Raw genomic sequence first — 23,870 nt, forward strand, 5'->3', positions numbered from 1 at the left:
AATTTTCACCAGCCAGCCGCTATTTGGGCGGCCGGCATCGTTTGCCAGGGTGAGGGTAACGTTCAGGGCGTTATAATCGATATAACTGACCTCCTGAAGTGGTTTTCGGTCATCTGAAGGAATAATTGATTAAATAATCACAGCAAATGGTTTTTGGTCTCTTCTCATCGGTTGAAGTGCAGAGTGTCGTGGGCGTTGAAAAGCGTAATAAAAGATTTACGTTCCACTGAGTGAAAATAACCGGGTGTATCCATCTAACCCTTAAAAATAATAGACATTTACAAAAATTTCTGATATATTTCACATGCAGAAAAGAAATGGTTCTGCCAGGATTGAATACGACATTTTCAGATTGACCTAGAGGCCTTTCGCGGAAGGGTTTATAGATGAGTCGATTCCGGGTATCCCTCCCCCTGCTGAAGGGGTATTTTTGTCTTTTTCTGGCCTTTGCCATTCTCCTTCCATCCTCCGCGGCAGCCCAGAAAAAGGGACGGCTGGCAGGCAAGGTCATCGATATACTCAGCAAAAAACCGGTAAAAGAGGCACTTGTCGCGATCCAGGGAACGACTCTCAGCACCCTGACAGATGAAAAGGGCCACTTTTCATTCGATCTTTCAGAGGGGAAGGTCTCGATTTCCGTATACCACCAGGAATATTTCGTCTCCAACTACCAGGACCTCGAGATATCGAAGGGCCGTATCACAACATATGAATGCGAGCTCGTCCCCGGCGACCCCGGCCATAATATTTTCTTTTCAATGGGGGGAATAAATGTCCTCGAATCGCGCGAACTGATCCCGGAAGAGATAGAGACGGTGCACATGATCTCGAGCGCCGAGATCGAGCACCAGCTCTCGACGAACCTCGGTGACATACTCGATATAATACCTGGGGTGGAGAGAAACGCCCCGCCGGGGCTTTCGAAGAAGACCCAGGTCGGTCTGAGGGGCACAGCCGATATCGTTGAAAACCAGAGCCTCGCCCTCGCTGGGACGAAGATCGTCCTTGACGATATCACCCTCTCGAACAACGCCAACCTCCAGACCGGCACAGGGACGGCGACATCAGTGACGTCGTCGACCGCGGGAAGCGGTATCGACCTCAGGACGATCCCCGCCGACAATATAGAAAGTGTCGAGGTGATCACCGGAGTCCCTTCGGTCGAATACGGGGATGTCACAAGCGGTATAGTCAGGGTGAAGACGAAATCGGGGAGGGTGCCTCACAGGTTGAAGATAAAATCGAACCCCGATACGAAAGAGGGGAATATCAACGGCGGATTCATGATCGGCGGAACGAATATCACATATAATGCCAACACGGCGTACAGCCAGAGGGATATCAGGCGAGACGGAGACGAATATGTCAGGTACGGAGGGCAGCTGTCGATCAGGAACGAGCTGATGGACAAACGCCTCAAGATAATGAACAAGCTCTATTACACCGGAGTCCACGACGAGAACGACCTCGACCAGGATGATCCACTTTCAATGGAACAGAAGAACAGGGACAAGACGTTTATTTACGGGCATACTGTCGATTATGAGGCGAAGGATGACCTGAAACTCGAATGGAACGCAAATATCAGCTATACGAAACGGGACAGTTACTATCAGAGGTTGACCGGCGCCGATACGAGGATCATTACTGACGAGACCGAACCGGGGACTTACGAAGGCATCTTCGGCGCGGGATCGTACCTTTCGCGGATATGGACCAAAGGAGAAGAGTGGAATTTCAGCGCCAAATCGAATCTCCGGTGGGATTTCAATCTGATCGACCACGACAACTCCCTTCTTGTCGGAGCGGAGTATACATTCGATGACAACGTCGGAGAGGGAAAGATCTTCGATCCGCTCTATCCGCCGGGAGGCGCTACCGGTCGCAGGCCTCTTTCATTCGACGCTGTACCGGCCCTTCAGACAGCAAGCCTCTATATCGAAGATGAGATCGGTGGTTCGTTCCGGATGCGTCCGTGGAACCTCAATCTCGGTTTCAGGTATGAGATGTATACGCCGTTCAAGCTCCATCTCGACGGTATTTTCAACGAAAAGGGTGTCGTCGAATCGAAGAACGGGACGTATCTCAATCCCAGGGTAAGATTTAAATATGAACTGGCTGACAATTCCCAGGTAAGGCTGAGCTGGGGAAAGTCCTCGAAGATGTCGCCTATGACTAACATATTCCAGGGGCCGACATATATCGACGTGATTGAATTAAACACGACACCCCCGCCGGACTCCGTTCCGTTGATTACGACCTATGTCTATAACTATGATAACTCGCGACTGATGGGATACCAGGATGAAAAGTTCGAAGGTTCTTTCGACCAGAAGATAGGTCCTCTCGGCATAATCCTCACTGGTTTTTATACTTCATCGAGCAAGATGCCGCGAAGCCAGGATTCCCCCGTGATGATAGAGAGGTATTCGTGGTCAGACTGGCCGGATCCGGAAAGTGCCGTACCAATCGATACAATATATACCGACAATAATGCCTATTACAAGAATGTAGGATGGTACGAGAATTACGGGCTGGAATTCCAGCTCTACACGAAGAGGATCGAGAAGCTCTCGACCGTATTCCGCGTGAACGGTTCCCTCTACAGGTCAAGGTCGGGATCTGACGGGATATATATGTCAAGCCCAAGGCCTAACCTTGCGCTCGACAGGACTATCTATCCTTTCTATGAATATATCGACAAGGAGAGGGACAAGATGGTGATCAGCTACAGCGCCGACTGGCTGATCAAGAGACTCGGCATGTGGGTGACCTTCTTTGTCCAGCATACAGCGCTCGACAGGAGAAAGGACGCGATCGACCCGAACGCCAGCGCCACGGGGTATTACGACCCGATCGAAAACAGGTATATATCGATCTCTTCGGACCTTTCGACCGAGCTCGGGCTTGACAGGACGATCGACGATGAGGATATCATCTGGTACAGTAAACCGGGAGACCGGTTCCTCTTTAACATCAATGTGACAAAATCAGTGGGCCGTTCGGCGGAGATATCGATGTTCGTCCATAACGTTTTCGATGACGCTGCCTATTTTCTCAATAGGCAGGAATCTATGGAGGCAAGAAATCACAGGATATTCTACGGCGTGGAGTTCAGCATGATGCTGAACGATCTTTTCCGCAAATTTTAGGTGAACCGAGGTGGCGAAGTGAAACGAATAGCGTTGATTCTGATGGCAGCTGCAGCTCTTACTATTTCCTGCGCCAACGAAAGACCCGATATGATCGACGGGGGGGGAATGATCCTGGTAACGGTTGTCGATACCTCCGGGGTCGTTTCCGGCAGTTCTCCCGAAAATCCTGTCGTTCTTGGGGAGGCTAACGTGATCGTACAGGCCAGGACTCACGTCTACTCCAGCGAGGTAATGACAGGCGAGGAAGGCGATGCCGCCTTCCCTTTTCTTCCTTCAGGAGAATATTCGGTAATAGCGAGAAAAGAACTCGTTTTCGGAGCGCAGAAAAAGATCTTCTCCGGATATGCAGATATAACGGTCGAGGGGAGCAATACGATCGAGGACACGATTTACACCACTTCAGCGACCGTGACAGATGGCCTGATAATAAACGAGGTGTTCTATTGCGGGTCAGACAGGTCAAAATATTACTTCTATGACCAGTTCGTCGAGCTTTACAATCCTACCGCCGATACTCTCTATCTCGACGGCGTGATCCTGACGAGAAACTCTCCCTCCGACCGCGATGAGATCGAGGATATAGACGTTGTAAGGGCGACATACGCCTTCCAGTTCCCAGGGACCCCGGTGACAGGGAGGGAATATCCCATAGCTCCCGGAAAATACCTCGTGATCGCCGCCGACGCTATCGACCATACCCAGTACGCCGACAACAGCATCGACCTCTCAGGCGCCGACTGGGAGTGCGTCAACTTTCTCGGGCACGACTATGATGTCCCCGGCGTGCCTAATCTGACAAGCATACATCCCGAGAGCGGGACCGATTATATGATCAACCTCTCGCATGAAGCGGTAGTTATCACTACCGGAGAGGAATGGGACTGGGAGATATATATCAACAGCGCCGGATACGAGAGCATCAGATTGACGATGCCGCTGAGCACGGTGATCGACGGGGTCGAATATGCCTCCAGTGCCGATAATGTGAAGGAACTGACAGTCCGCGTCGACGCGGGGTTCGCCGGCATAGGATGCAGCAAGTACAGCGGCCAGTCGACCGAGAGAGGCGAGGTGGGAGTAGATACGAACAATTCGACGTTCGATTTCATTCTTCTTCCAAGGCCGACTCCCGGGTACTCGCATCTCGATGAGGAATAGATAAGAAGACAGGCATTAAAAAAATGAAGGGATAGAGGGCGTCGTGAGAATATTTGCGATGAGAACAAAAATATCTGCGGTCCTCCTGACGGTTTTTGTCTCCACCTTTGCCGCTGGAGCCGGAGCTGACGAGTTGAGGGTATCGACGCTGGCCGGGGCATCACTCGTCATTATCGACAGGGACACGGAGATCAATCCTTACGATTTCGGTAGGAATCCTGCCTGGATCCTTTCAGACATGGAATATTCCTATATCAGGTTTTTCTCGGGGTTGGAGGAGATCTCGGGCAACCTTCGCCGCAATTACGATCCGGGCCTGCAGACCGATCTTTACGCGGGGTTCCAGGGGATCAAGAAGCTCGGTGAGCGACACGCGGCCAGGGGAAGATTCGATTACCGCCGTCTCTGGCAGCGGGACGTATATCACAGCCTGGAGAAGGACCAGTACAACGACCCGTTCTATCTTACCGATCTCAATAAAGGAAATTTTGAATATTACGGTCCGACAACGAGCGTCGACTATGCCTACCGGATATCCGACAGGATTTTTCTGGGAGGAGGATTCGATTACGAAATAGATACAGGGTTGAAACAGGAATATACGAGGCCCGAACTGGTGCATAACTACTTTCGCGGTAATCTAGGGGTAGTATGGGAAGCGAATGAAAAATATCAGTTCGGAATGATCTACAGGCCGACAAGGCTTCAGAACAAGACTTATTTCGATGACACGGACGAGGGAATAGACAACCTCATACACGCGTATATCGGCGACGGCATTTATGAGACTCGGAATTTCGGATCGTACACCGTTGCCGAGGTCATGTACGGGCATGAAGCGGTAGCGCAAATCTTCCGCAGGGGTGAGGCGATAAAGGCCGGGCTTACCGCGGCATATTCGTTCGGGGAGAATGATGTAACTTTCGGTTCCTCGACACAGTACAAAAAGTTCCACTGGGAAGAAAACAGGTTCGACATACAGATGAAGGGAAGATGGACCGGGGAGTCTCCATTGTCGGTCGGCGCGAGCGCGAGGTATTTCCATGCCGACGGCTGGGCGACGCGGCCGGAGATCTCAAACAACGTGATCGTCTATGAAACGCCGTTCTCATTCATTGAAGCGGGAATCGGAGGGGCGTACACCTTCAAAGCGTCAGACCTCACCCTGGCCGCAGAATACCACGTCAGGCTTTACGACGCCAAGGTCAGCGATTACAGCGGGGGATTCCACAGGGAAAGCACCGTGACGACCAATACGGGAAAGGTATCCCTTGAGAAGAGATTTTTGAATGTATACTCGATACGCACCGGGTTCGAATATATCGATTATCCTGTAGACAGGTGGCTCAAGCTGCCGCAGAACATAGATATCATGAAGTTTACGGCGGGGGGCGGATATTATATCAGGGGATGGGAGATCGATCTTCATCTCGAGTATGAGGACTGGTCGAAGGATGACCTTGACGTGGGCAGGCGCGGGCTTGGCGCGATCGTCTGGTTCACGAAGATAGTGGAATGAAGCGCGGGAGGCCGGGAATGTGGATATCCGTTCATCAGCGGCCAGACGGGCCGCGCCGGCGCATGATTTGGATCAGAGAAGTTACAGGTTTTATTTATTGTATTCCGAGAGGGGGTGATCGATTTTCCGGGGGACTAAATTCAGATTTATACAGGTTCTGATACAACAGCACAGGAGGTGCACAAATGAACAGACTATTCGCTGTTTGTATCGCTTTCGTCCTGATCTTCTCCGCGGGGTCTGCCAGCGCCCAGTGGAATGTCGAATACATGCAGGATCCGGACATCGACTTTAACGGAGTATGCTTTCCTTCCTCGACGGTGGGATACGCTGTAGGCTCCGGAGGCGCCATATTCAAGACGACCAATGGCGGAGAAGACTGGATCGCGCAGACCTCACCGACAGCTCTTTCTCTTTTCGATGTTTTCTTCACAAGTACGACCGATGGATTTGCCGTCGGCGATAATGGCGTGATGATTTACACGAACGACGGAACGAACTGGTACGTACACGCCCAGAGCCAGGTCCTGACGACGGCAGATCTTAATTCCGTCTACTTCGTTGACAGCTACGCGTGGACAGGCGGAGATTCGGAAGATATCTTCCGCAGCACCGACAGCGGCGCTACGTGGTACCTTTCCGCCGCTCTCGGATCTAACTCCGAAGTAGAGGGAATCAGTTTCGTCGACACTCTCACCGGATACGCCGCTGTCGATGGAGACATGATTGCATATACGACAGATGGCGGAATGAGCTTTACCCTTTCGTCAAGTATCGATGTCGGACCGGCCCCGTATTCGAGATTCGATATGGAAGAGATCTTTACGATCGACGATACTACGGCGATCGCGACCGGTTGGGGATCACTCGTCGGCGCGCAGCCGACGCTGATCATAATCAGCGAAGATGCCGGAGAAACATGGGATATCGCCAACGCCGATTACCACTGGGATACTTATACGTATGGATTCGGCATCACGATGTTCGATGACGGCGAGCTTATGATCGTCGGCGGCGGCTCGGGGTGTCCGGGAATCCTCCTTCACAGTACGGACGGATACAACTGGACCACATCGGCGGCCTTTACAGGTGAAACACTTAACGACGTCGCGGCTATTCCCGGAACGAACACGGTAGTCGCCGTTGGCGCCGGCGGATTCATCGCCAGGTCGACAGACAAGGGATACACATGGAGCTATATGGGAACCCCCAGCTGGGGATTCGCCGGATGGCAGAAGTATGTCGCGTATGGCAACAGGATGTACGGTGTCGGCGATGGCGGACTTTTCGGCGTTCTCGAGCACGATGGCAGCAGCTGGACAGGCGAGATCCAGACAATAGCCGTCGATAACTTCGTATCGAGGCTATACGATGTGGCCGTCTTCCCCGAAGACGGTATCATCTACGCCTGCGGTTCGCAGGGATCGTTCTACAGGTCGAACGACATGGGGGCGAGCTGGACCATGCTTGAGCATTCGTTCAGCGCTACCGACGGGTTCTGGGGCATGCACTGGTTCGACAAGGATAACGGCGTGCTTGTCGGAGAACTCGGCGGGGACGATGTGATCTACACGACGACGAACGGTGGGGATGACCTCACACAGGTCTGGTTGAACGTCACAACCCAGCAGCTCAACTCTGTCTCCTTCGCCCCTGGAAGTTCCACGATTGGAGTGGCGGTTGGCGATAATATGGGAATCGTATACACGACCGACGGTGGAGCGAACTGGGCCGTGGCGACGGAAGATGTCGTCTCGACACTGGATGATCTCGAGGAAGTCCATATGGTGACTGCCACCGACGGATGGGCAGTCGGCGACAACGGTACGATCGTCAAGACGACTGACGGCGGCGCCAACTGGGCTCAGCAGCCTACATGGACGACCGTGACCGAGCTGAACGATGTCTATTTCAACAATCCCGGATTCGGCTGGATCTGCGGCAATGCCGGAGAATGCCACTATACGGACGATGGCGGGACGACGTGGAACGACATCAACACAACCGCTGAAACGGGCAATGATATAAACACGATCTACATGCAGGGAGCACTCGGCATCCTCTGGGCCGGCGGCGATTATTTCGTGATGCTCACCGACGATAATCCTGTCGTCACCGATGTCGATCCGATAAGCATACCGTTCGCGCTTGAACAGAACTATCCGAACCCGTTCAATCCTTCGACGACGATCAGGTTTACGATCAGCCAGAAGGGTTTCGTCTCGCTCAATATCTTTGACGTAGCGGGACGGATGGTGGCGAAGGTAGTAAACAGGGAAATGGATGAAGGGGATCATGCCGTGAACTTCCAGGCAAACGGTCTTTCCTCCGGCGTCTATTTCTACAGGCTTGAGACAGGCGACGAGGTTCAGACCAGAAAGATGATTCTTCTTCGCTAGTATTAGAGTCTATATTTGTCGCGGGGGCGGTATTTACCGTCCCCGCAGGAAAAAGAATAAACAGTCCGGAGTAAAGTCAAGGGGATGCCGCGGGATAGGGTAAACTGCATCAGAGAAGATCAGGAATTCTGAAGGTTTCCCGTCAATATCAGTATTAAACCGACTTCTGAATTTCCGGGGGAGGAAGGAAGAAATATGAGAAAGAGCGTCTTGTTACTGGCGCTGATCGCAGTCCTTATGCCATTGAATATTGACGGTTCGGCTGCCGCAGATTCGATGATGGGAGAACCGATAAGGTTGATGCGTCATCCCGACATCAATAACGGGACAATAGTATTCAGCTACCAGGGGGACCTGTGGTCGGTTCCCGAAAACGGAGGACTGGCCAGGCGTATTACTGTCCATGAAGGAACGGAAGATTACCCCAAATTCTCTCCGGACGGCATGAGGATCGCGTTCACCGGCGACTATAACGAAAGAAGAAACGCCCTTTTCGTTATGCCGGCTGTCGGAGGGGTGCCGGAACCATTGACTTATCACTCCTCCTCGGCCCAGGCTGTGACCTGGACGAGAGATGGAAAATCGGTCATATTTTCATCGGCAAGAGAATCATTCACCCGGTTTTTCAAGCAGTTTTTCACCGTGCCGGCTGACGGCGGGCTTCCAGTCGAGATCGGACTGGGAAAGGCGAGTTTCGGCACTTTTTCCGATGATGGCGCCAGGATGGCTTATAACAGGCACCCCGGGCGCTTCTGGTGGTGGAAGCGTTACAAGGGAAGTCAGAACACGGATGTCTGGATACACGATTTCGAAAAAGATACTTTCAAGCAGATAACAGATTACGAGGGTAACGACTCCTGGCCTATGTGGACGGGAGAGAAGATATACTTTATCTCCGACCGAAACGGCGATATCGCCAATCTATGGGTCCACGATCTTTCAACCGGCACGGAGAAGCAACTGACCAGCTTCGGGAAACACGGTATAACGTGGCCTTCCATCAGTCCGGACGGCTCGAAGATCGTCTTCGAAAGAGAAGCGAGGATATATCTTTTCGACACCGGCACTGAAGAGGCAAAGGAAGTCGTCGTATACGCGCCGATCGATGACCGGACAAACATGGTCTCCTGGGTCAGCCCGCTGGAATTCGTAAGAAGCTTCGATATCTCTCCGTCGGGCAAGAGGATCATCTTTGAGGCGCGAGGGGAGCTTTTTTCAGCTCCCGCGAAGCATGGCGATGTGCGAAACCTCACTGAATCGTCAGGATCGCGCGATTCATCCCCGGCATGGTCGCCTGACGGCAAATGGATAGCATATATATCCGACAAGAGTGGAGATGACGAAGTCTACCTGATCGACCAGATGGGAAAAGATCCCGAGCGAAAGCTTACCTCTTCAGGGCACTTCAAGAAAGGTCTCATGTGGTCGCCTGACAGCAAGTACATACTCTTTTCCAATGAAGATAATGCCCTTTATCTTCTCGATGCCGGAAACGGGGAAGAGACCCGGATCGTCAGGAATGAACATAGCGACATCACCACGTACAGCTGGTCGCCTGACAGCAAATGGATAGCGTATGATTTTTCCCGCCGCAACAGAAAAAGGGATATCTATTTTTACGACCTTAAGAAGAAGGAACATCATCAGCTTACGCATCATCTGGCCGACGATACCGAGCCGGTCTTTACGCCTGACGGTAAATATCTCCTGCTTATTTCCGAGCGTTATCATGGAGCGCGCAAACTCTGCAGGCTGAGCCTTCTTCCGGAAGAGAAGGAACCGTTCATTTATCCCGACGATGAGGAGATCATTGATGACGACGGGACGGACGCTATAGAAAAAGACGATGGCGACGATGAAAAGGACAAGAAAGACAAAAAGGATAAAAAGAAGGAAAAGAAAAAAGATGTAAAGGTCAGTATAGATTTCACCGGTATCGAGGAGAGGATAAGACCTGTCCCGAAGACCGGAGGGCGGATGCTGAACAACGTCCAGGCGGCCGACAAGTATTACTATTATCTTGTCCTGAGCGCTCAAAGAGTGATGATGAGAGTCACCTATGACCTCTACGCTTTTGATACGGAAAAGTTCAAGACAGACAAGATCGCTTCGACTATTTCCGCTTACGGTCTGGCCTCGGGGAAAGAACATATCGGCATCTTCGATGGAAGCAATTTCATGATCGTCAAGGTAGGAAGCAAAGCGTCAGCGAAGAAGACCGACGATGACGAAGATAAAAGCGGCAAGCTAGAGATCAAGCGTAACACGACGATGATGCTGGATCGCCGCGCTGAATGGGGCCAGATATTCAACGAGGGCTGGCGGGTCATCAAGTATCATTTTTACGATCAGAACACCCATGGGGTAGACTGGGATTATATCCGGGATTATTACGGAAGCCTCCTTCCTTACGTGAAGAGCCGCAGTGAACTCAATACGATGATGACCGAGATGGTCGGCGAGCTCAATGCTTCCCACCAGGGAGTGAGCGGTGGCGATGGCGAGCAGGTTGAAAGAGTACCGATGGGATTCATGGGAGCTCGTCTGTATCTCGATGAGGATTCCGGCCTGCCGAGATTCGACAGGATCTTCAGGGGGGACAAGCTGTCGATCAGAGACAGGTCCCCGCTCGACAACGAATTCGTGAAGATCAACAAGGATGATTATCTCCTCGCGATCGATGGCGTCGAGATCAAACCGTTTGAGAATTTCTACAAGCATCTGGTGGGTAAAACGAGAAACAAGGTTTCGATCATGACTAACGATAAGCCGACTTTGAAGGGCGCGATCGAGACGAAATTCCAGCCGATATACCAGGATATCACCCTTCAGTACAACGACTGGGTATATCAGAACGAAGAGGCAGTCGACAGGGCCAGCGAGGGACGGATCGGATATATGCATCTTCAGGATATGTCGGGATCGGGATGGACCGAATTCCGCGAAAAATTCGAACAGTACCGTTACAAGGACGCGATGATAATCGACGTTCGGTATAATGGTGGAGGCTCGATCGACACGAGGGTGATAGATTATCTCGAAAGGCGCCCATATCATATTCAGCAGTCGAGGGGAGAGTCACCGATCGAGAGGCCGACTGATGTCTTTGCCGGTGAAGTAGTCGTACTCTGCAACGAGTATTCATATTCCGACGCCGAGGTATTTCCAAGCGCGGTCAAGGAACGCGGGCTCGGAACGGTCATCGGCGTACCGACGCTCGGATTCGTGATAGCGGTCGTGCCGCACTATCTGATTGACGGCGGCGCGATAAGGAAGACATTCATCGGTATATGGGAAGCGAGCAGCATGGCGCAGCTGGAGAGCCGTGGAGCGATACCCGATATCATAGTGCCGAGTCCTCCCGAAATGGAAAAAGCGGGGCGGGACGTGCAGCTTGAAAAAGCTATCGAGTTCCTGAAAGAGAAGTGCTGTGATCCGAGGAGCTACGATTACAAGACGAAAATCGAAGAAAGATAGAGGAAGCTTTTCTTTAAAGGGGCTGGAGATATCTCCAGCCCCTTTTTTTGTCCAAAAATGTGATCATTATCTGTCAGCGCATCCGCTGGCGGTCTTCTCGGCGCATTCCGCCTTTTTCTTTCCATAGGCCAGATCCTCGATGAACGGTCTGGGATCTATGATCTTTCCCTTCTTATAGATGAAGTGATCGCCGCGGTTTTCCGGCGCGACCATCCCTGTCTTGCTGAATTTTTCACTGATCCCGCCGATGAATTCCCTGTAGGCGCTGCCGTCCGCGGAAGCATGCATCGGGATAAATACCATCGGTCTGAGTTTTTCAAGAGTGTATTCGATCCCTTCCTTCACCTGGTCAGGCTGACCGAGGCTGCAACCCCTGATCCCCATGAAGCAGATATCGGGGCGGGGACATCTCGCGGCAAGGAAATCGATCTCTTCAGTGAATTCATCCATCAGTCCGGTCTCCCCGTTAGCGTGGTCGCCAGCGTGGAATATCGTAAGGCCGTCTACCTCGACAAGCATCCCTACTCCCGCGTCGGTCGAATGGATCGTGGTAAGCTTTATATCACCGTATTTCTTTTCCATACGCTCCGTCATGAATTCATATGGCGGTACGCTGTCTCTCGGCTGGAGCCCGAGAAAATAGTTAATATCAGCGATCTGGTCCTTCCACTCGAATATTCCGGGATAGTAATGGTCCCCGTGGAAATGGGAAGCGAAGACGCTCACCATCTCTCCAGATAGTTCTGCCGGGTCGATCCTTCCGTTACAAAGGCCTGGCTTGTCGGGATCTTCGCGCTGTTTGAAATAATCGAATATCAGAAAGTGATTCCGGGTCCTGACCGCCCAGCCGCTGTGGCCGAGAAAATATATGGTGGCTTCATCCTTTCCCGGCCTTCCCAGTGAAGAAGGGGACCTGTCGATCGCTTTTGATCCGGCGCGAGCGCCTTTTGCCTTGAGCAGACTGGTGACCGCGCCATTCCCATAATATCCGGCAAGATCGACTGGGGATATGCCGCAGGCGCCCTTACTGTCCGGGTCGGCTCCGGCGGTGATAAGCATGCGGGCTATATCGCTGTAACCGCCTATCGCTGCGAGCTGCAGAGCTGTCCTTCCGCACTTATCCTTTCCCAGTTCAGGCTTCGCGCCCGCTTTTATCAAAGCTTCCACCTGACCGGCTTTTCCCTTTTCGGCTGCCAGCACAAGCGCCGTGGCTCCGTTTTCGTCGACAGCGTTCACATTGGCTCCATGCTCTATGAGCAGGCTGGCCATTTCCATGGAACAGTTGTCAGCGGCGTTCATCAAAGCTGTTTTTCCCTGATATCCCCGGGTCTCCGTATTCGCGCCGTTTTCAAGCAGAATACGCGCTGATTCCACCGCGTCTCGCCATGTCGTGAAAATAAGGGGAGTGACATCGCCTTTTTTGACAGGGGGATTGGGGTTCGCTCCATTTTCAAGCAGCATGCGGACGATTTCAGTATTGTCAGACCCGGCGGCATAGGCGAGAGGAGTACCTCCGTTTATCGACTGGGTTTCCAGGTCGGTCCCGTTCGCGACGATATGAGCGGCGAGCGCCGGAAGACCCCGTTGACAGGCATAGTGAAGCATGGTCTCTCCGTGGGGATTTCTGAAGTAGAGATCTGCTCCCGAATCGATCAGGATCTGGACCATCTCGTCATTACCCCTATAGCAGGCAAAGCTGAGAGGGGTATCGGCCTTTCGGTCGCGGTGATTGACATCAGCTCCCTGTTCGAGCAGGAACCTGACCATTTCATGGTGCTTGCGCATCGCGGCGATCCCAAGCGCCGTACTGTTATCGCTGTCCCCGGCGTCGACATCGGCTCCAGCGTCGAGAAGGATACGGGCGATCTCGATATTTCCCACCGTTGCCGCAAAATGGATCGGCAGTTCGCGAAAAGTGTTGTCCGCGCGTTCATTGACCGCTTCGGGGACATTCCTCAGTATTTCTTTTACCCTGGCTGCATCTCCCGCCTCTATCGCGGCATGGATATCGCCAGCAACAGATGGAACTGTAGCTCCCAGGATAAGGACGGCGGCTACCAGGGGGATAATAAAAGATCTCATCCGTGTGCTCCTTTCGTTTTAAGATGGCGCGATGACCCTTCGTACTCCGATTGGGACGGGGCGGAAGCGGTAAGCCGCGCAATAATGCGAACAGATTAACATGTGTAAAAAATAACATCACCGTCGCTCGAAGTCAAATCTATTTTTACGCGGGGAGCGTGAAAAAGATCATTTCGCCTGGTAGATCACGAAATACTGTTCCGGAAGATAATCGTACGATCCGACGACTTTGAAACCGGCTCCTTCCATATCCTCATCCATCGTTTCGCGCGGGATCTGCTGCTCCGGAGGCGGTCCCCAGGGTCTTTCCTCCATCGGTTTAGGCCGATAGTCGATGATCACGAATTTACCGCCGGGTGCCAGCCCATCGAGGACTTTTTTCGCGTAGGCGGCGCGGTCCTTGACGTAATGGATCGTATCTATCATGAAGATCATATCCATAGATCCTTTTTCCAGAAGGGGATCTTCCGGTCCGACCTTTACCAGCTCGACATTGTCGATCTTCTCCACTTCAAGTCGTTTTTCGAGGTAGTCGAGCATCTCCTGCGAGATATCGCGCGCCCAGACCTTTCCATCCGGACCGACAGCTCTCGCGAAACGGACGGTGAAATAACCCGTTCCCGCACCGATGTCGGCTATACGGAGCCCGGGCTTGAGATCGAGGGATTCCATCACCTTATCGGGGTACTGGCTCTCGCCGCGGTCCTCCCGTTCAAGAAGGGAAGCATATCCTTTAGACCAGGCGTACCTTACCAGTTCCCTGAACCACGGCTCAGCCCTGAATCTCTCAAGGTCTTTTTCGTCCATGATCCCGCGCGCCCACCAGTAACCGGCGTCGATCGCTCTTTTGAGCCAGATATAAGTCTCCATATCATTGCCAAGGCGGCTGTGCGTCCGGGCGATATTGAATAAGGCTTCCGCGTGGTCCCATTCGAGAGTCTCATTCATTTTTTTCGCTTTCTCGAGAGCCGTCGAATAATCGCCGCTTTCATACGCTGTGGCGAACTCCTCCCGGAGAGTTTCGATATCGGCGGACTCCTTCTCCTGCGCGAAAAGGCGGGGTGTGGAGAAAAGGCAGAGAACAGAGAAGACAAACGCCATGACGGCGATGGATCGAGGCAACCTGGACGATAGACCGGTGTACATGGAAAAACTCCTTTTTGAAAGATCCCGGAACGGCCTATGGACGATCATTTCCCATCATGACCGCCCGGTGGACGCGGCCAGAGGAAAACTCCGCAAAATCACGGTCCGCTTATAGAGAGGGACCAGTATTAATACGAATGAAAGCATCAAGAGTTTCCGGTAAATAATACGAAACATTTGGGTGCTCAGCGCGGTATACTAAACCGGTGGCAGCGCTTCCGTGATTCCTTCGAAAGGATAGGCAGCCGGATCACATCGACTGGAGATAGAATGAATACCGAGAAGAGGGAGCGCGGCATCACCCCGGGCATTTCAAGACAGATCGGAAGTTTTTCAGCAACGAATATCGTCGTCGCCAATATCATAGGGGCGGGGATATTCACTACATCGGGGATCCTTGCCGGCTATCTTCCCGGGCCCCTTGCCGTCCTTTCCTGCTGGCTCTTCGGCGGGTTAATAGCGATCGCCGGGGCTCTATGTTATGCCGAGCTTGCCACCAGGATGCCGTTTGAAGGAGCTGAATATATCTATCTCAAGACCCTTTACCATCCAGTCCTTGGTTTTCTTACCGGGTGGACAAGCCTGATCGTCGGATTTTCCGCGCCGATAGCTGCTTCGGCGATCGGCTTTTCCGAGTATACCTTCGCCGGTCTGAACGGAGATCTGATATCCCTTCAACCCGGCATGTTGATGATAGCGAAGAAAGCGGTCGCCGTCGCGATAATAGCGATATTCACCGCTATTCACTATACCGGCGTAAGGAGAGGGTCGAGGATCCAGAACATACTTACGATCGTAAAGATCGCCATCGTGATCGGAATCGCCGTGGCGGGGCTTGCCGCAGGCAAAGGAGCCTGGTCAAACATCGGTTTCCGCGAAAGTGTCGGACCATGGTCATGGCCCTCTTTCGGAACGGCGATGATGCTGGTGATGTTCGCCTACAGTGGATGGAACGCCAGTGCCTATATCGCCGGGGAACTGAAGAATCCGCGGCGGACGCTCCGAGTTTCTCTTATCTCCGGGACGGGGATAGTCATAGTACTGTATCTCGCGATCAATATATTCCTTTTCCATACGATCCCTTATCAGCAGATCAGGGGGACAGTAGTAGCCGTCGAACAGGCTTCCGTTATAGCTTTCGGCAGCTGGATGGGGAAGGGGCTTAGCCTGATGGTCGGTCTTGCCCTGCTTTCTTCCCTCAGCGCGTTCATAATTATAGGTCCGAGAGTATATTTCGCGATGGCCAGGGATAAGCTTTTCCTGCCGTTTGCTTCGAAAGTACATCCAGGATACGGGGTGCCGGGGCGTTCGATCATCATCCAGGGAGTCATCGCGATGGTGATGGTATCGATCGGATCGTTCGAGCAGCTGCTCGTCTACCTCGGGTTCGGGCTGAGCATCTTTCCCTGGCTCGCCGTCGCCGGCATTTTTATCGCCAGGAAAAGAAAGACCGGTGAATCGACAGCGGTAAAGGTTCCATGGTATCCATTCGTCCCTCTGTTTTTCCTTATCAGCATGCTCGCCCTTATGGCAGTCGCATTCTATAACAGGCCCTTTGAATCGGGGGCGGCGATTGTATCTGTCGTCGCCGGTATCCCCGTATATTTCATCTGGGTCCGGGCGTTGGGCGGAGGGAAAAAGATTAACGAAAACTTCTGAAAAAACAGAGTTTTTTCTTGACTGTGACGATAAATCTAGTATTATTACTATAGATATAGTAGATATATGGTCGTGTTAGGAGGATCGATGAAGAGAAAACCGAAACTGACTCCGGCAGAGTGGGAGATCATGGAAGCTGTCTGGGATCTGGGGGGTGAGCCATCAGTACGCGAGGTCCTCGAACATCTCTTTCCGAACGGGGAAAAGGCTTATACGACGGTGCAGACTGTCTTGAACACTCTTGAGAAGAAAAAGCTGCTCACCCGGCACAAGACGGGACTGGTCAATTTCTATTCTCCAATCTGTTCGAGGGAGGAACTTACCAGAACAGAGTTATCGTCAATAGTCTCGAGGATCTTTGGAGGTTCGATCCCGGCATTTGCCAATTCGCTTCTTTCGCTTGATAGCGTCGATCTCGACGAGATCAAAAAGATCAAGAGACTTATCGATCGGCGCGAGAAGGAACTCAGGGAGAAGGAATCATGACAGATCTGATAAACCAGTTCGCGCAGGCATGGGGAAAATACTTCGGAATCGCGATATTGCAGAACAGTATTTTTCTCACTCTAATTTTTATTTTACTTTACCGTCTTCGAAACAGCGGCGCCTGGATCAAATACATTATCGCGATGACAGGGATATTTAAACTCCTGTTGCCCCCTTTCATCCCGTCGAGCCTGTTGCCGGCTTTCTCCAACATCGAAGTGGCCAGATCTCTCCATGGCACAGTGTCATCTGACTTCGGCTCCATTCCTTTCACGGCAGGTTCTGAATTTTCCGGTCAGGCCGAAAACGGGATCGGGATAATCGGCCTTGTATTTCTTCTCTGGATGGCAGGCGTGATCAGCTCTATTGCCTTATCAGCCTTTTCGACCATCCGCCTGCGCGAGAAGCTGAAAAAGGCGAAGCAGTTTCCCGATGAGTATTCCATGGTCTATACGGGAGACAGGAGGACAGGTATCTGTCTTTCCGGAGAGATATCATGCCCGCTGAGTCTCGGCATCTTCCCGCGAAAGATATTCGTTCCAGTTCAATGGAACGACTGGAGCATCGAGTGCCGCAGACTTGTCATCCTGCACGAAATGGCCCATATAAAAAGAAAAGACAGTGTCTTTCAGATATTTCAGTTATCAGCTCAGGCGATCTATTTCTTCCACCCGATGGTCAATATCCTTTGTTCGAAACTGAGGGAATACCGGGAGATGGCCTGCGACGATATTTCAGTGGGAAGTAAAAGAAGCACTTCAATAGAGTATTCCAGGTACCTGGTTGAAATCGCCGAGAAGATGGTAAGCGATCAGGTCGCTTGCCATTCGGCGTCTGCCCTGATCAGGCAGAAGAACGAACTGTTGAGTCGAGTCATCTATCAGATGAGAGGAGGAATGATGCGTTCTATGACAAGAGGCAAGGCAGCAGTGATAACGGCTTTGTCTGCTATCATGATCCTGCCCTTTTCATGGTACTTCAGCAGCGCTTCAATCGAGCAACCAGGTTTTCAAAACGCGCCAGCAGCGTCACGATCGGAAAATTCAGCAAAAGACGATCTCCCGGCTCCCGACAGTGAAAAAGGTCTGAGAGTGACCGTCGATAGCGATAATTCGGTCTGGTTTGAAGAAAAGCGCGTCCCGATCGAAGAATTGTTGGAGATTCTTAAAGGCAGGTTCAAAGAGGCCGGTGAATATCCGATCATAGAGATAGATTGTGACGCAGATGTCGTAATGAATACGATCTTCAGTCTTCACAGGCTTCTTTCGGAAGCGGATATGACGAAAGTCAGATACAAGGTAGAGGGAAACGGCGGAGTGCCGCTGAGGCTTCCCGACAGGGAGGTGATAAGGCGGATGGAAGAAGTACCGGAGCAGCATATAGCTCCGGTGGTCATCGCCTCATCAGGAGAAGTGGACTTCGATGGCGATCAGATGGGGTTGGACAAGCTCCAGGCCGTCCTCAGAGATCGCCTGTCGAAAGACCCGGGGCTCGTTGTCTCTCTGTCGTCCGACAGTGATACGAGATATCTTGTCTTCATCAACGTACTGGAGAAAATCACAGGGGCGGGCGTGAAAAGAGTCTTTGTGGAAACGCCTGAAGTGAAAGACTGAAAGATCGTCGCGGGTTTTTCAACGTCGCCGCTCATCTGCCGCGAGTTATCCAAAAGAGATGATCCGGGGGCCGGGAACGCCCGTCTCCCGGATCATCGTCAGTCTGCAAGTTTCCACAATTGACGTTTGGCAAGCACGGTTGTCGAGCCGACTTCCTGGAAATGCAGAGCTGTCGCTTCGCTTATCCCGGCGTAGTATTCTATCCCCTCGGCGGTTTCAAGATAGAGAGTCGAATATATGACGCAGGCGGCAAGGTACGATCCGAACAATGACGGGTGATTCCAGTCATCCTGGTGAAGGTAGTGAAGTGGATTGTGAAGTTCCGTTATTATAGCGCGAAAAGCCGATCCCACCGGTGCTATGACGAAATCGACCTGTCCGGCGAATAGCAGCGTATTGTCGATTATCCTCTGCTGCATCACGTCATATGTCTCGAAGATCCACGGAAATTCTTTCATAAACGTCATGCCGTCCTCGTAAGCCCATGGCATGAAATAGACCATCTTTGTCCGCTCGCAGTTCCCGTGTATCTTTGCTTCAAGGGTCACCAGGGAAGGCAGAAGGGGGTGGAGCAGCGTCGTCGAGCTGAAAGGGTTATCCGGTTCAGGATAGGCGATAGTGGTGCATCCACCCTGCAGGAATATATAATCCCATTCTTTTTCATTTATCCTGAGCGCCGTGGCAGAGCTTTTGGCGTGATAGTCGAGGTACCTGCCTGGAACGATCTCGGTCGATATATTGATATCTTTTCCCGAAGCAGCGATAAGATCTCCGACCATTGACGGCAGGTCGTTCGACGCGAAATAACTGCTGCCTATGAAAAGAATATCGAGCGGAGTGTCCGGTTTTGTTTCGGGAGCGCTCACACTCTCCGGTCCGCAGGAAACAAGTAAAACAATAAGGCCGGGAATGGTCAATATCACCAATTGTCGCGGGAGCCTGTAATATTTCATCTCTACTCCTTCCTCGCGGATCACAATTCTCTTTTATATCCTGAATTTATCCTGTTCGAACGATAGAAAGAGAAATTTTAGATCAAAGACAGCTTCAGCTTCCCTGACAGCGCGATTTCCCCGATGAATGACGCCTGGAGGTATTATCCCGCTGTTCATAAGTCTTTTTCCGCCTCCGGGCGATTTTAATTTTCATTAAATTGCCAGGAAGGTATATTTATGGCGAATCTTCAATTCGGCGGGGAATTTCAATGGCAGGTCCGATCATAAAATTCAACCATAGGCGCGTTCTATCCCATGCCGGGTTCTGGATCGCCTATCTCGCGATCAATACTTTCATCTATGGTTATCCCGAGGGGAATTACAAGCTCCAGTTATCTCTTTTTCTCCTCTATATGCCAGCGACAATGCTGGCGACGTACTTTACGACATATCTCCTGATTCCGTATTTTCTTCTGCGAAAAAAACTGACCCTCTTTTTTCTCCTTACCCTGGTCTCCTCTTTTCTGTTCGGCATGCTGCAGCAATTGAATGTCGTATATCTGGTCGTACCGAAGTATATGCCTGAATATACAGGTCGGTATACATTGATCTCGTTCGGGATCACATACCGGATCGTTGCGATATATACCACCGTGGCGATAGCGGCGTCGATCAAGCTGCTCAAGTACTGGTACAGAACGGAGTATTTGAAGCAGCAGGTCGAGAAGGAAAAGCTAAGGGCAGAGCTCGCATACCTGAAGGCACAGATCCATCCTCATTTTCTCTTCAACACTCTTAACAACCTCTACGCGCTTACCCTGAAGAACGATTCCCGCGCTCCGGAGATCGTCCTTAAGCTTTCCGAGCTTCTCGACTATATTCTTTATGAATGCGGCACGCCGGTGATCAGTCTGAAGAAGGAGATCGCTCTTATGGAAAACTATATCGAGCTTGAAAAACTGAGATATGGTACGAGGCTCAATATTGATTTCCGCGTCGACGGAAAAGATGACAGGATCGAGATCGCCCCGCTGCTTCTCCTGCCACTGGTGGAAAACGCCTTCAAGCACGGCACCAGCCATGATCCCAAAGATCCCTGGATGCGCATACGACTTGATATCGATGAGAACAGGATAGAATTTCTGGTAGAGAACGGAAAGTCAGGAAATGGAAAAGGCGAAAATGGGCAACATCAGGGGATAGGGCTGGAAAACGTCCAGAGGAGGCTTGAGCTTCTTTATCCGAAAAAACATGACTTCGAATTGTCTGACCTGGATGAGAGTTTTTCGGTAAAAGTCAGCATCATTTTCGATCAGACGGAGAAAGACGGCATATGAAAAACCGGTGTATTATCGTAGACGACGAACCGCTCGCGATAGAAGTGATCGCGAATCATCTCGAGCGGTTCAGCGAGTTCGAGATAGCGTCGACGTGCGCGAACGCCGCTGAAGCTCTGGAAGTCCTGAAATCTGAAAAGATCGACCTGATGTTTCTTGATATCCAGATGCCTGATATCAAGGGAACCGATTTTCTCAGGTTGCTCGACAATCCGCCGGCAGTGATATTCACGACCGCCTACCGCGATTTCGCGCTCGAAGGATACGAGCTTTCAGTTCTTGACTATCTTGTGAAACCTGTCTCTTTTGACAGGTTCATGAAGGCGATCAACAGATATCTCGATAGCCGCGGAAAGAAAAAAGAACGATCCGCCGCCGATGAACCGATTCCGTCGGGCAATGGATATATCAACGTGAAAAGCGAACGGAAAACTGTCCGCGTTCCGCTGGACCGGATCATCTACCTTGAGGCGATGAAAGATTATGTCAATATAGTATCGACAGATGGTCATATCATGACGAACACGGCGATGCATATCCTTGAGGCAGGGCTGCCTCCGGAGAATTTTCTCCGTATCCACAGGTCGTATGTCGTGTCGATCGACAGGGTGAACTCATTCAATTCGGAGATGATAGAAACAGGTAAAAAGCAACTTCCGATCGGGAGAAGTTACAAAAAACGCGTGATGAAGATCCTCGAGTCGCCTCGAAGCGGATGATGACGTCAGATCTGCCGGTGTTCTTTTCCGTGATCGCGGCGCCGCGCGGCTGGCATCTTCAATTGCCCCGGATGTCACTTTCCTTTGACTAATTCGCAAAGATTCTCGATGACATATTCGATCTCGCCGGCAGTGAGTTTCGGATAGAATGGGATGGTCAGCGTCCTCGATCCGATCTCCTCTGCCGCTGGAAAATCCCCCTTTTTATAACCGAATCTTTCCCGGTAATATGTCATCAGGTGAAGGGGATGGAAATTTATCGACATTCCTATGCCCCTTTTCTGCATTCCCGCCATCACCGCGTCGCGCCTGTCAGGGTCTACCAGAAGAGTGATCAGGTGGAAGGCGTGAGTGGCTTCAGGCCTTACGGAGTGCAGTTCGATACCTTCGATCCCGGAAAAGGCGTCATGGTACCTGGCGTATATCTCCCGGCGCCTTTCAAGCATCGACGGGAGTTTTTTCATCTGTTCGTTGAGTATCGCGGCGTGGATATTGTCCATGTTGTATTTCCATCCGAGGATACTGACGTCGTACTGTTCGAAATGATCGGTATAGCGCTCCATCGCGTTGCGATCGAAACCGTGAAGCCTGAGCTGGCGGAGCAGTTCGTTCTTGTCATGGTCCTTCACCGATATCGCGCCTCCCTCGCCGGAGGTGATGTTCTTGGTCGCGTAAAAGCTGAAACAGGCATAGTCGCCGTAGTGGCCGGGTTTTTTGCCGTTCCACTCAGCCTCGAGAGAATGAGCGGCGTCTTCGACGATGAAGAGTCCGTGCCTGTCGGCGATCGCGCGGAGAGCTTCCATATCGCACATCTGGCCGTAGAGGTGTACTGGCAGGATCGCGCGGGTGCGCCCGGTGACGGCGGAGGCTACGGCCGCGGGATCGATATTCCCCGTAGACCGGTCGATATCGGCAAGGACAGGAGTCGCTCCGGTCATCAGGATGGCATTGACAGAGCCTATGAAGGTAAGCGGCGTGGTGATGACTTCATCCCCCGGACCGACGCCCCCGGCGAGAAGGGCGAGCTGCATCGCCGCCGTGCAGCTTGTGACAGCCGCCGTGAAGGGAAGGTCGAGGTAGCTGGCAAGGGTCGACTCGAATTCGGCCACTTCGTTACCGGTCGTAAGGAAGAGCGACCTGAGGACTCCGCCGACTCTCGCGATCTCCTCCTCCCCGACGCTGTGCCTGAAGAATTCTACTTTTCTCAATCTTTCCTCTCTTCATATGGATCGACATGGACGAGTACTTTTTCGACTTCGGGGTACTCTTCAGTTATCCTTTCGACGACGGCATCGACGATGCGATGGGAATCGGCAACCGTCATGAGCGGATCGACCTGTATGTGGATCTCCATTCTTATCCTGTCGGCATAATACCTTGCCATAAGATCGTGGCATTCACGAACGCCGTCGATATCAGCGGTCAAGCCCCGGACGCGGTCGAGGAACTCTTTTGACGGCGAAGTATCTATGATCTTCTTAAAGGCGCTTTTGAGAATACCGAATGAGACTTTAATAATAAAGAAAGAAACGAGAAGGGCGGCATATGAATCAAGCACCCTGAGAGAAGGGTTGTATATCGCCACCGTTATTCCGACGAGGGTTATCACGGAGGATATAGCGTCTGAACGATGGTGCCAGGCGTTGGCTATCATAGCTTCGCTTCGCGCCGTCCTGCCGATCCTCACCGTCAGATGATAGAGGATCTCCTTAAACGCCACTGAAAGGGCGGCGATTATTATGGTATACCCGTGGGGGATCGCGATCTCACCCCTGTATATCGCCATCGAAGCGTCTATCCCTATTCTGAAAGCGGCGAGAAGGAGCGTCACCCCGACGAAGAGCGTGGCTACGCTTTCGATCTTGCCATGGCCATAGGGGTGGTCTTCGTCGCTTTCCTTCGCGAGGAAATGCAGGCCGATAAGTACGACAATATCGGAGATGAAGTCAGAGACTGAATGTATTCCGTCGGCGAGAAGGGCCCTGCTTTGGCCGAATATGCCTCCGAGGATCTTCAGAACGATAAGGAAAGCATTGATCCAGATACTGGCCCAGGTGATTTTTCTTCCAGATTCGATCCCGTGACTGTGATGAGCGTGGCCGCTGTGACTGCTCATTATATCCTCTGCCGTTACTGTCCCATGAGACGGGACCGCCCCGGTAAGGGGAGGTCCCGCTTATGGCAG

Annotated in this window: 15 protein-coding genes; 10 read left to right on the forward strand and 5 right to left on the reverse strand. The window is 51.9% G+C overall.

Features of this window, described 5'->3' with window-relative positions:
• Nucleotides 1-386: 386 nt before the first annotated feature.
• The 5 genes from JW814_11935 (at nt 387) to JW814_11955 (ending at nt 11,708) form a co-directional block, all read left to right on the forward strand.
• The gene (locus tag JW814_11935; GenBank protein ID MBN2072156.1) at nt 387-3,152 is read left to right on the forward strand and encodes a TonB-dependent receptor plug domain-containing protein; all 2,766 of its coding nucleotides are present in this window, start codon (nt 387-389) and stop codon (nt 3,150-3,152) included.
• A gap of 18 nt (nt 3,153-3,170) precedes the next feature.
• Nucleotides 3,171-4,313, forward strand: coding sequence for a DUF4876 domain-containing protein (locus JW814_11940; protein MBN2072157.1), 1,143 nt, complete (start codon nt 3,171-3,173; stop codon nt 4,311-4,313).
• A gap of 58 nt (nt 4,314-4,371) precedes the next feature.
• Nucleotides 4,372-5,832 (forward strand): hypothetical protein, encoded by a 1,461-nt coding sequence (locus JW814_11945; protein MBN2072158.1) that lies wholly within the window; start codon nt 4,372-4,374, stop codon nt 5,830-5,832.
• 185 nt (nt 5,833-6,017) lie between these two features.
• Nucleotides 6,018-8,231: a T9SS type A sorting domain-containing protein gene (locus JW814_11950; GenBank protein MBN2072159.1), complete on the forward strand. Its 2,214-nt coding sequence runs from the start codon at nt 6,018-6,020 to the stop codon at nt 8,229-8,231.
• A 195-nt stretch (nt 8,232-8,426) separates the two neighbouring features.
• Nucleotides 8,427-11,708, forward strand: coding sequence for a PD40 domain-containing protein (locus JW814_11955; protein MBN2072160.1), 3,282 nt, complete (start codon nt 8,427-8,429; stop codon nt 11,706-11,708).
• A gap of 66 nt (nt 11,709-11,774) precedes the next feature.
• Here JW814_11955 and JW814_11960 read toward each other — a convergent pair whose 3' ends face one another.
• Nucleotides 11,775-13,790, reverse strand: a complete 2,016-nt coding sequence (locus JW814_11960) for an ankyrin repeat domain-containing protein (GenBank protein ID MBN2072161.1) — start codon at nt 13,788-13,790, stop codon at nt 11,775-11,777.
• A gap of 168 nt (nt 13,791-13,958) precedes the next feature.
• Nucleotides 13,959-14,936, reverse strand: a complete 978-nt coding sequence (locus JW814_11965; protein ID MBN2072162.1) for a class I SAM-dependent methyltransferase — start codon at nt 14,934-14,936, stop codon at nt 13,959-13,961.
• A 270-nt stretch (nt 14,937-15,206) separates the two neighbouring features.
• Here JW814_11965 and JW814_11970 point away from each other — a divergent pair, with 270 nt between their 5' ends.
• The 3 genes from JW814_11970 (at nt 15,207) to JW814_11980 (ending at nt 18,694) form a co-directional block, all read left to right on the forward strand.
• The gene (locus JW814_11970) at nt 15,207-16,595 is read left to right on the forward strand and encodes an amino acid permease (GenBank protein MBN2072163.1); all 1,389 of its coding nucleotides are present in this window, start codon (nt 15,207-15,209) and stop codon (nt 16,593-16,595) included.
• An 87-nt stretch (nt 16,596-16,682) separates the two neighbouring features.
• Nucleotides 16,683-17,081 (forward strand): BlaI/MecI/CopY family transcriptional regulator, encoded by a 399-nt coding sequence (locus tag JW814_11975; protein MBN2072164.1) that lies wholly within the window; start codon nt 16,683-16,685, stop codon nt 17,079-17,081.
• Entirely contained in the window at nt 17,078-18,694 is a 1,617-nt protein-coding gene (locus tag JW814_11980) for a hypothetical protein (protein MBN2072165.1), read from the forward strand. Before JW814_11975 ends, JW814_11980 begins: the two co-directional genes overlap by 4 nt.
• A gap of 98 nt (nt 18,695-18,792) precedes the next feature.
• Here JW814_11980 and JW814_11985 read toward each other — a convergent pair whose 3' ends face one another.
• The gene (locus JW814_11985) at nt 18,793-19,560 is read right to left on the reverse strand and encodes a hypothetical protein (GenBank protein ID MBN2072166.1); all 768 of its coding nucleotides are present in this window, start codon (nt 19,558-19,560) and stop codon (nt 18,793-18,795) included.
• A 338-nt stretch (nt 19,561-19,898) separates the two neighbouring features.
• Here JW814_11985 and JW814_11990 point away from each other — a divergent pair, with 338 nt between their 5' ends.
• The gene (locus JW814_11990; protein MBN2072167.1) at nt 19,899-20,966 is read left to right on the forward strand and encodes a histidine kinase; all 1,068 of its coding nucleotides are present in this window, start codon (nt 19,899-19,901) and stop codon (nt 20,964-20,966) included.
• Nucleotides 20,963-21,685 (forward strand): response regulator transcription factor, encoded by a 723-nt coding sequence (locus JW814_11995; protein MBN2072168.1) that lies wholly within the window; start codon nt 20,963-20,965, stop codon nt 21,683-21,685. Before JW814_11990 ends, JW814_11995 begins: the two co-directional genes overlap by 4 nt.
• A gap of 74 nt (nt 21,686-21,759) precedes the next feature.
• Here JW814_11995 and JW814_12000 read toward each other — a convergent pair whose 3' ends face one another.
• Together JW814_12000 and JW814_12005 are read right to left on the reverse strand one after the other, a co-directional pair.
• Nucleotides 21,760-22,893, reverse strand: a complete 1,134-nt coding sequence (locus tag JW814_12000) for a DegT/DnrJ/EryC1/StrS family aminotransferase (protein MBN2072169.1) — start codon at nt 22,891-22,893, stop codon at nt 21,760-21,762.
• The gene (locus JW814_12005) at nt 22,890-23,801 is read right to left on the reverse strand and encodes a cation transporter (GenBank protein MBN2072170.1); all 912 of its coding nucleotides are present in this window, start codon (nt 23,799-23,801) and stop codon (nt 22,890-22,892) included. The genes JW814_12000 and JW814_12005 overlap by 4 nt, the downstream gene beginning before the upstream one ends.
• Nucleotides 23,802-23,870 lie beyond the last annotated feature (69 nt).

This window comes from Candidatus Krumholzibacteriota bacterium, assembly GCA_016932415.1.
Classification (GTDB): Bacteria; Krumholzibacteriota; Krumholzibacteriia; order Krumholzibacteriales; family Krumholzibacteriaceae; genus Krumholzibacterium.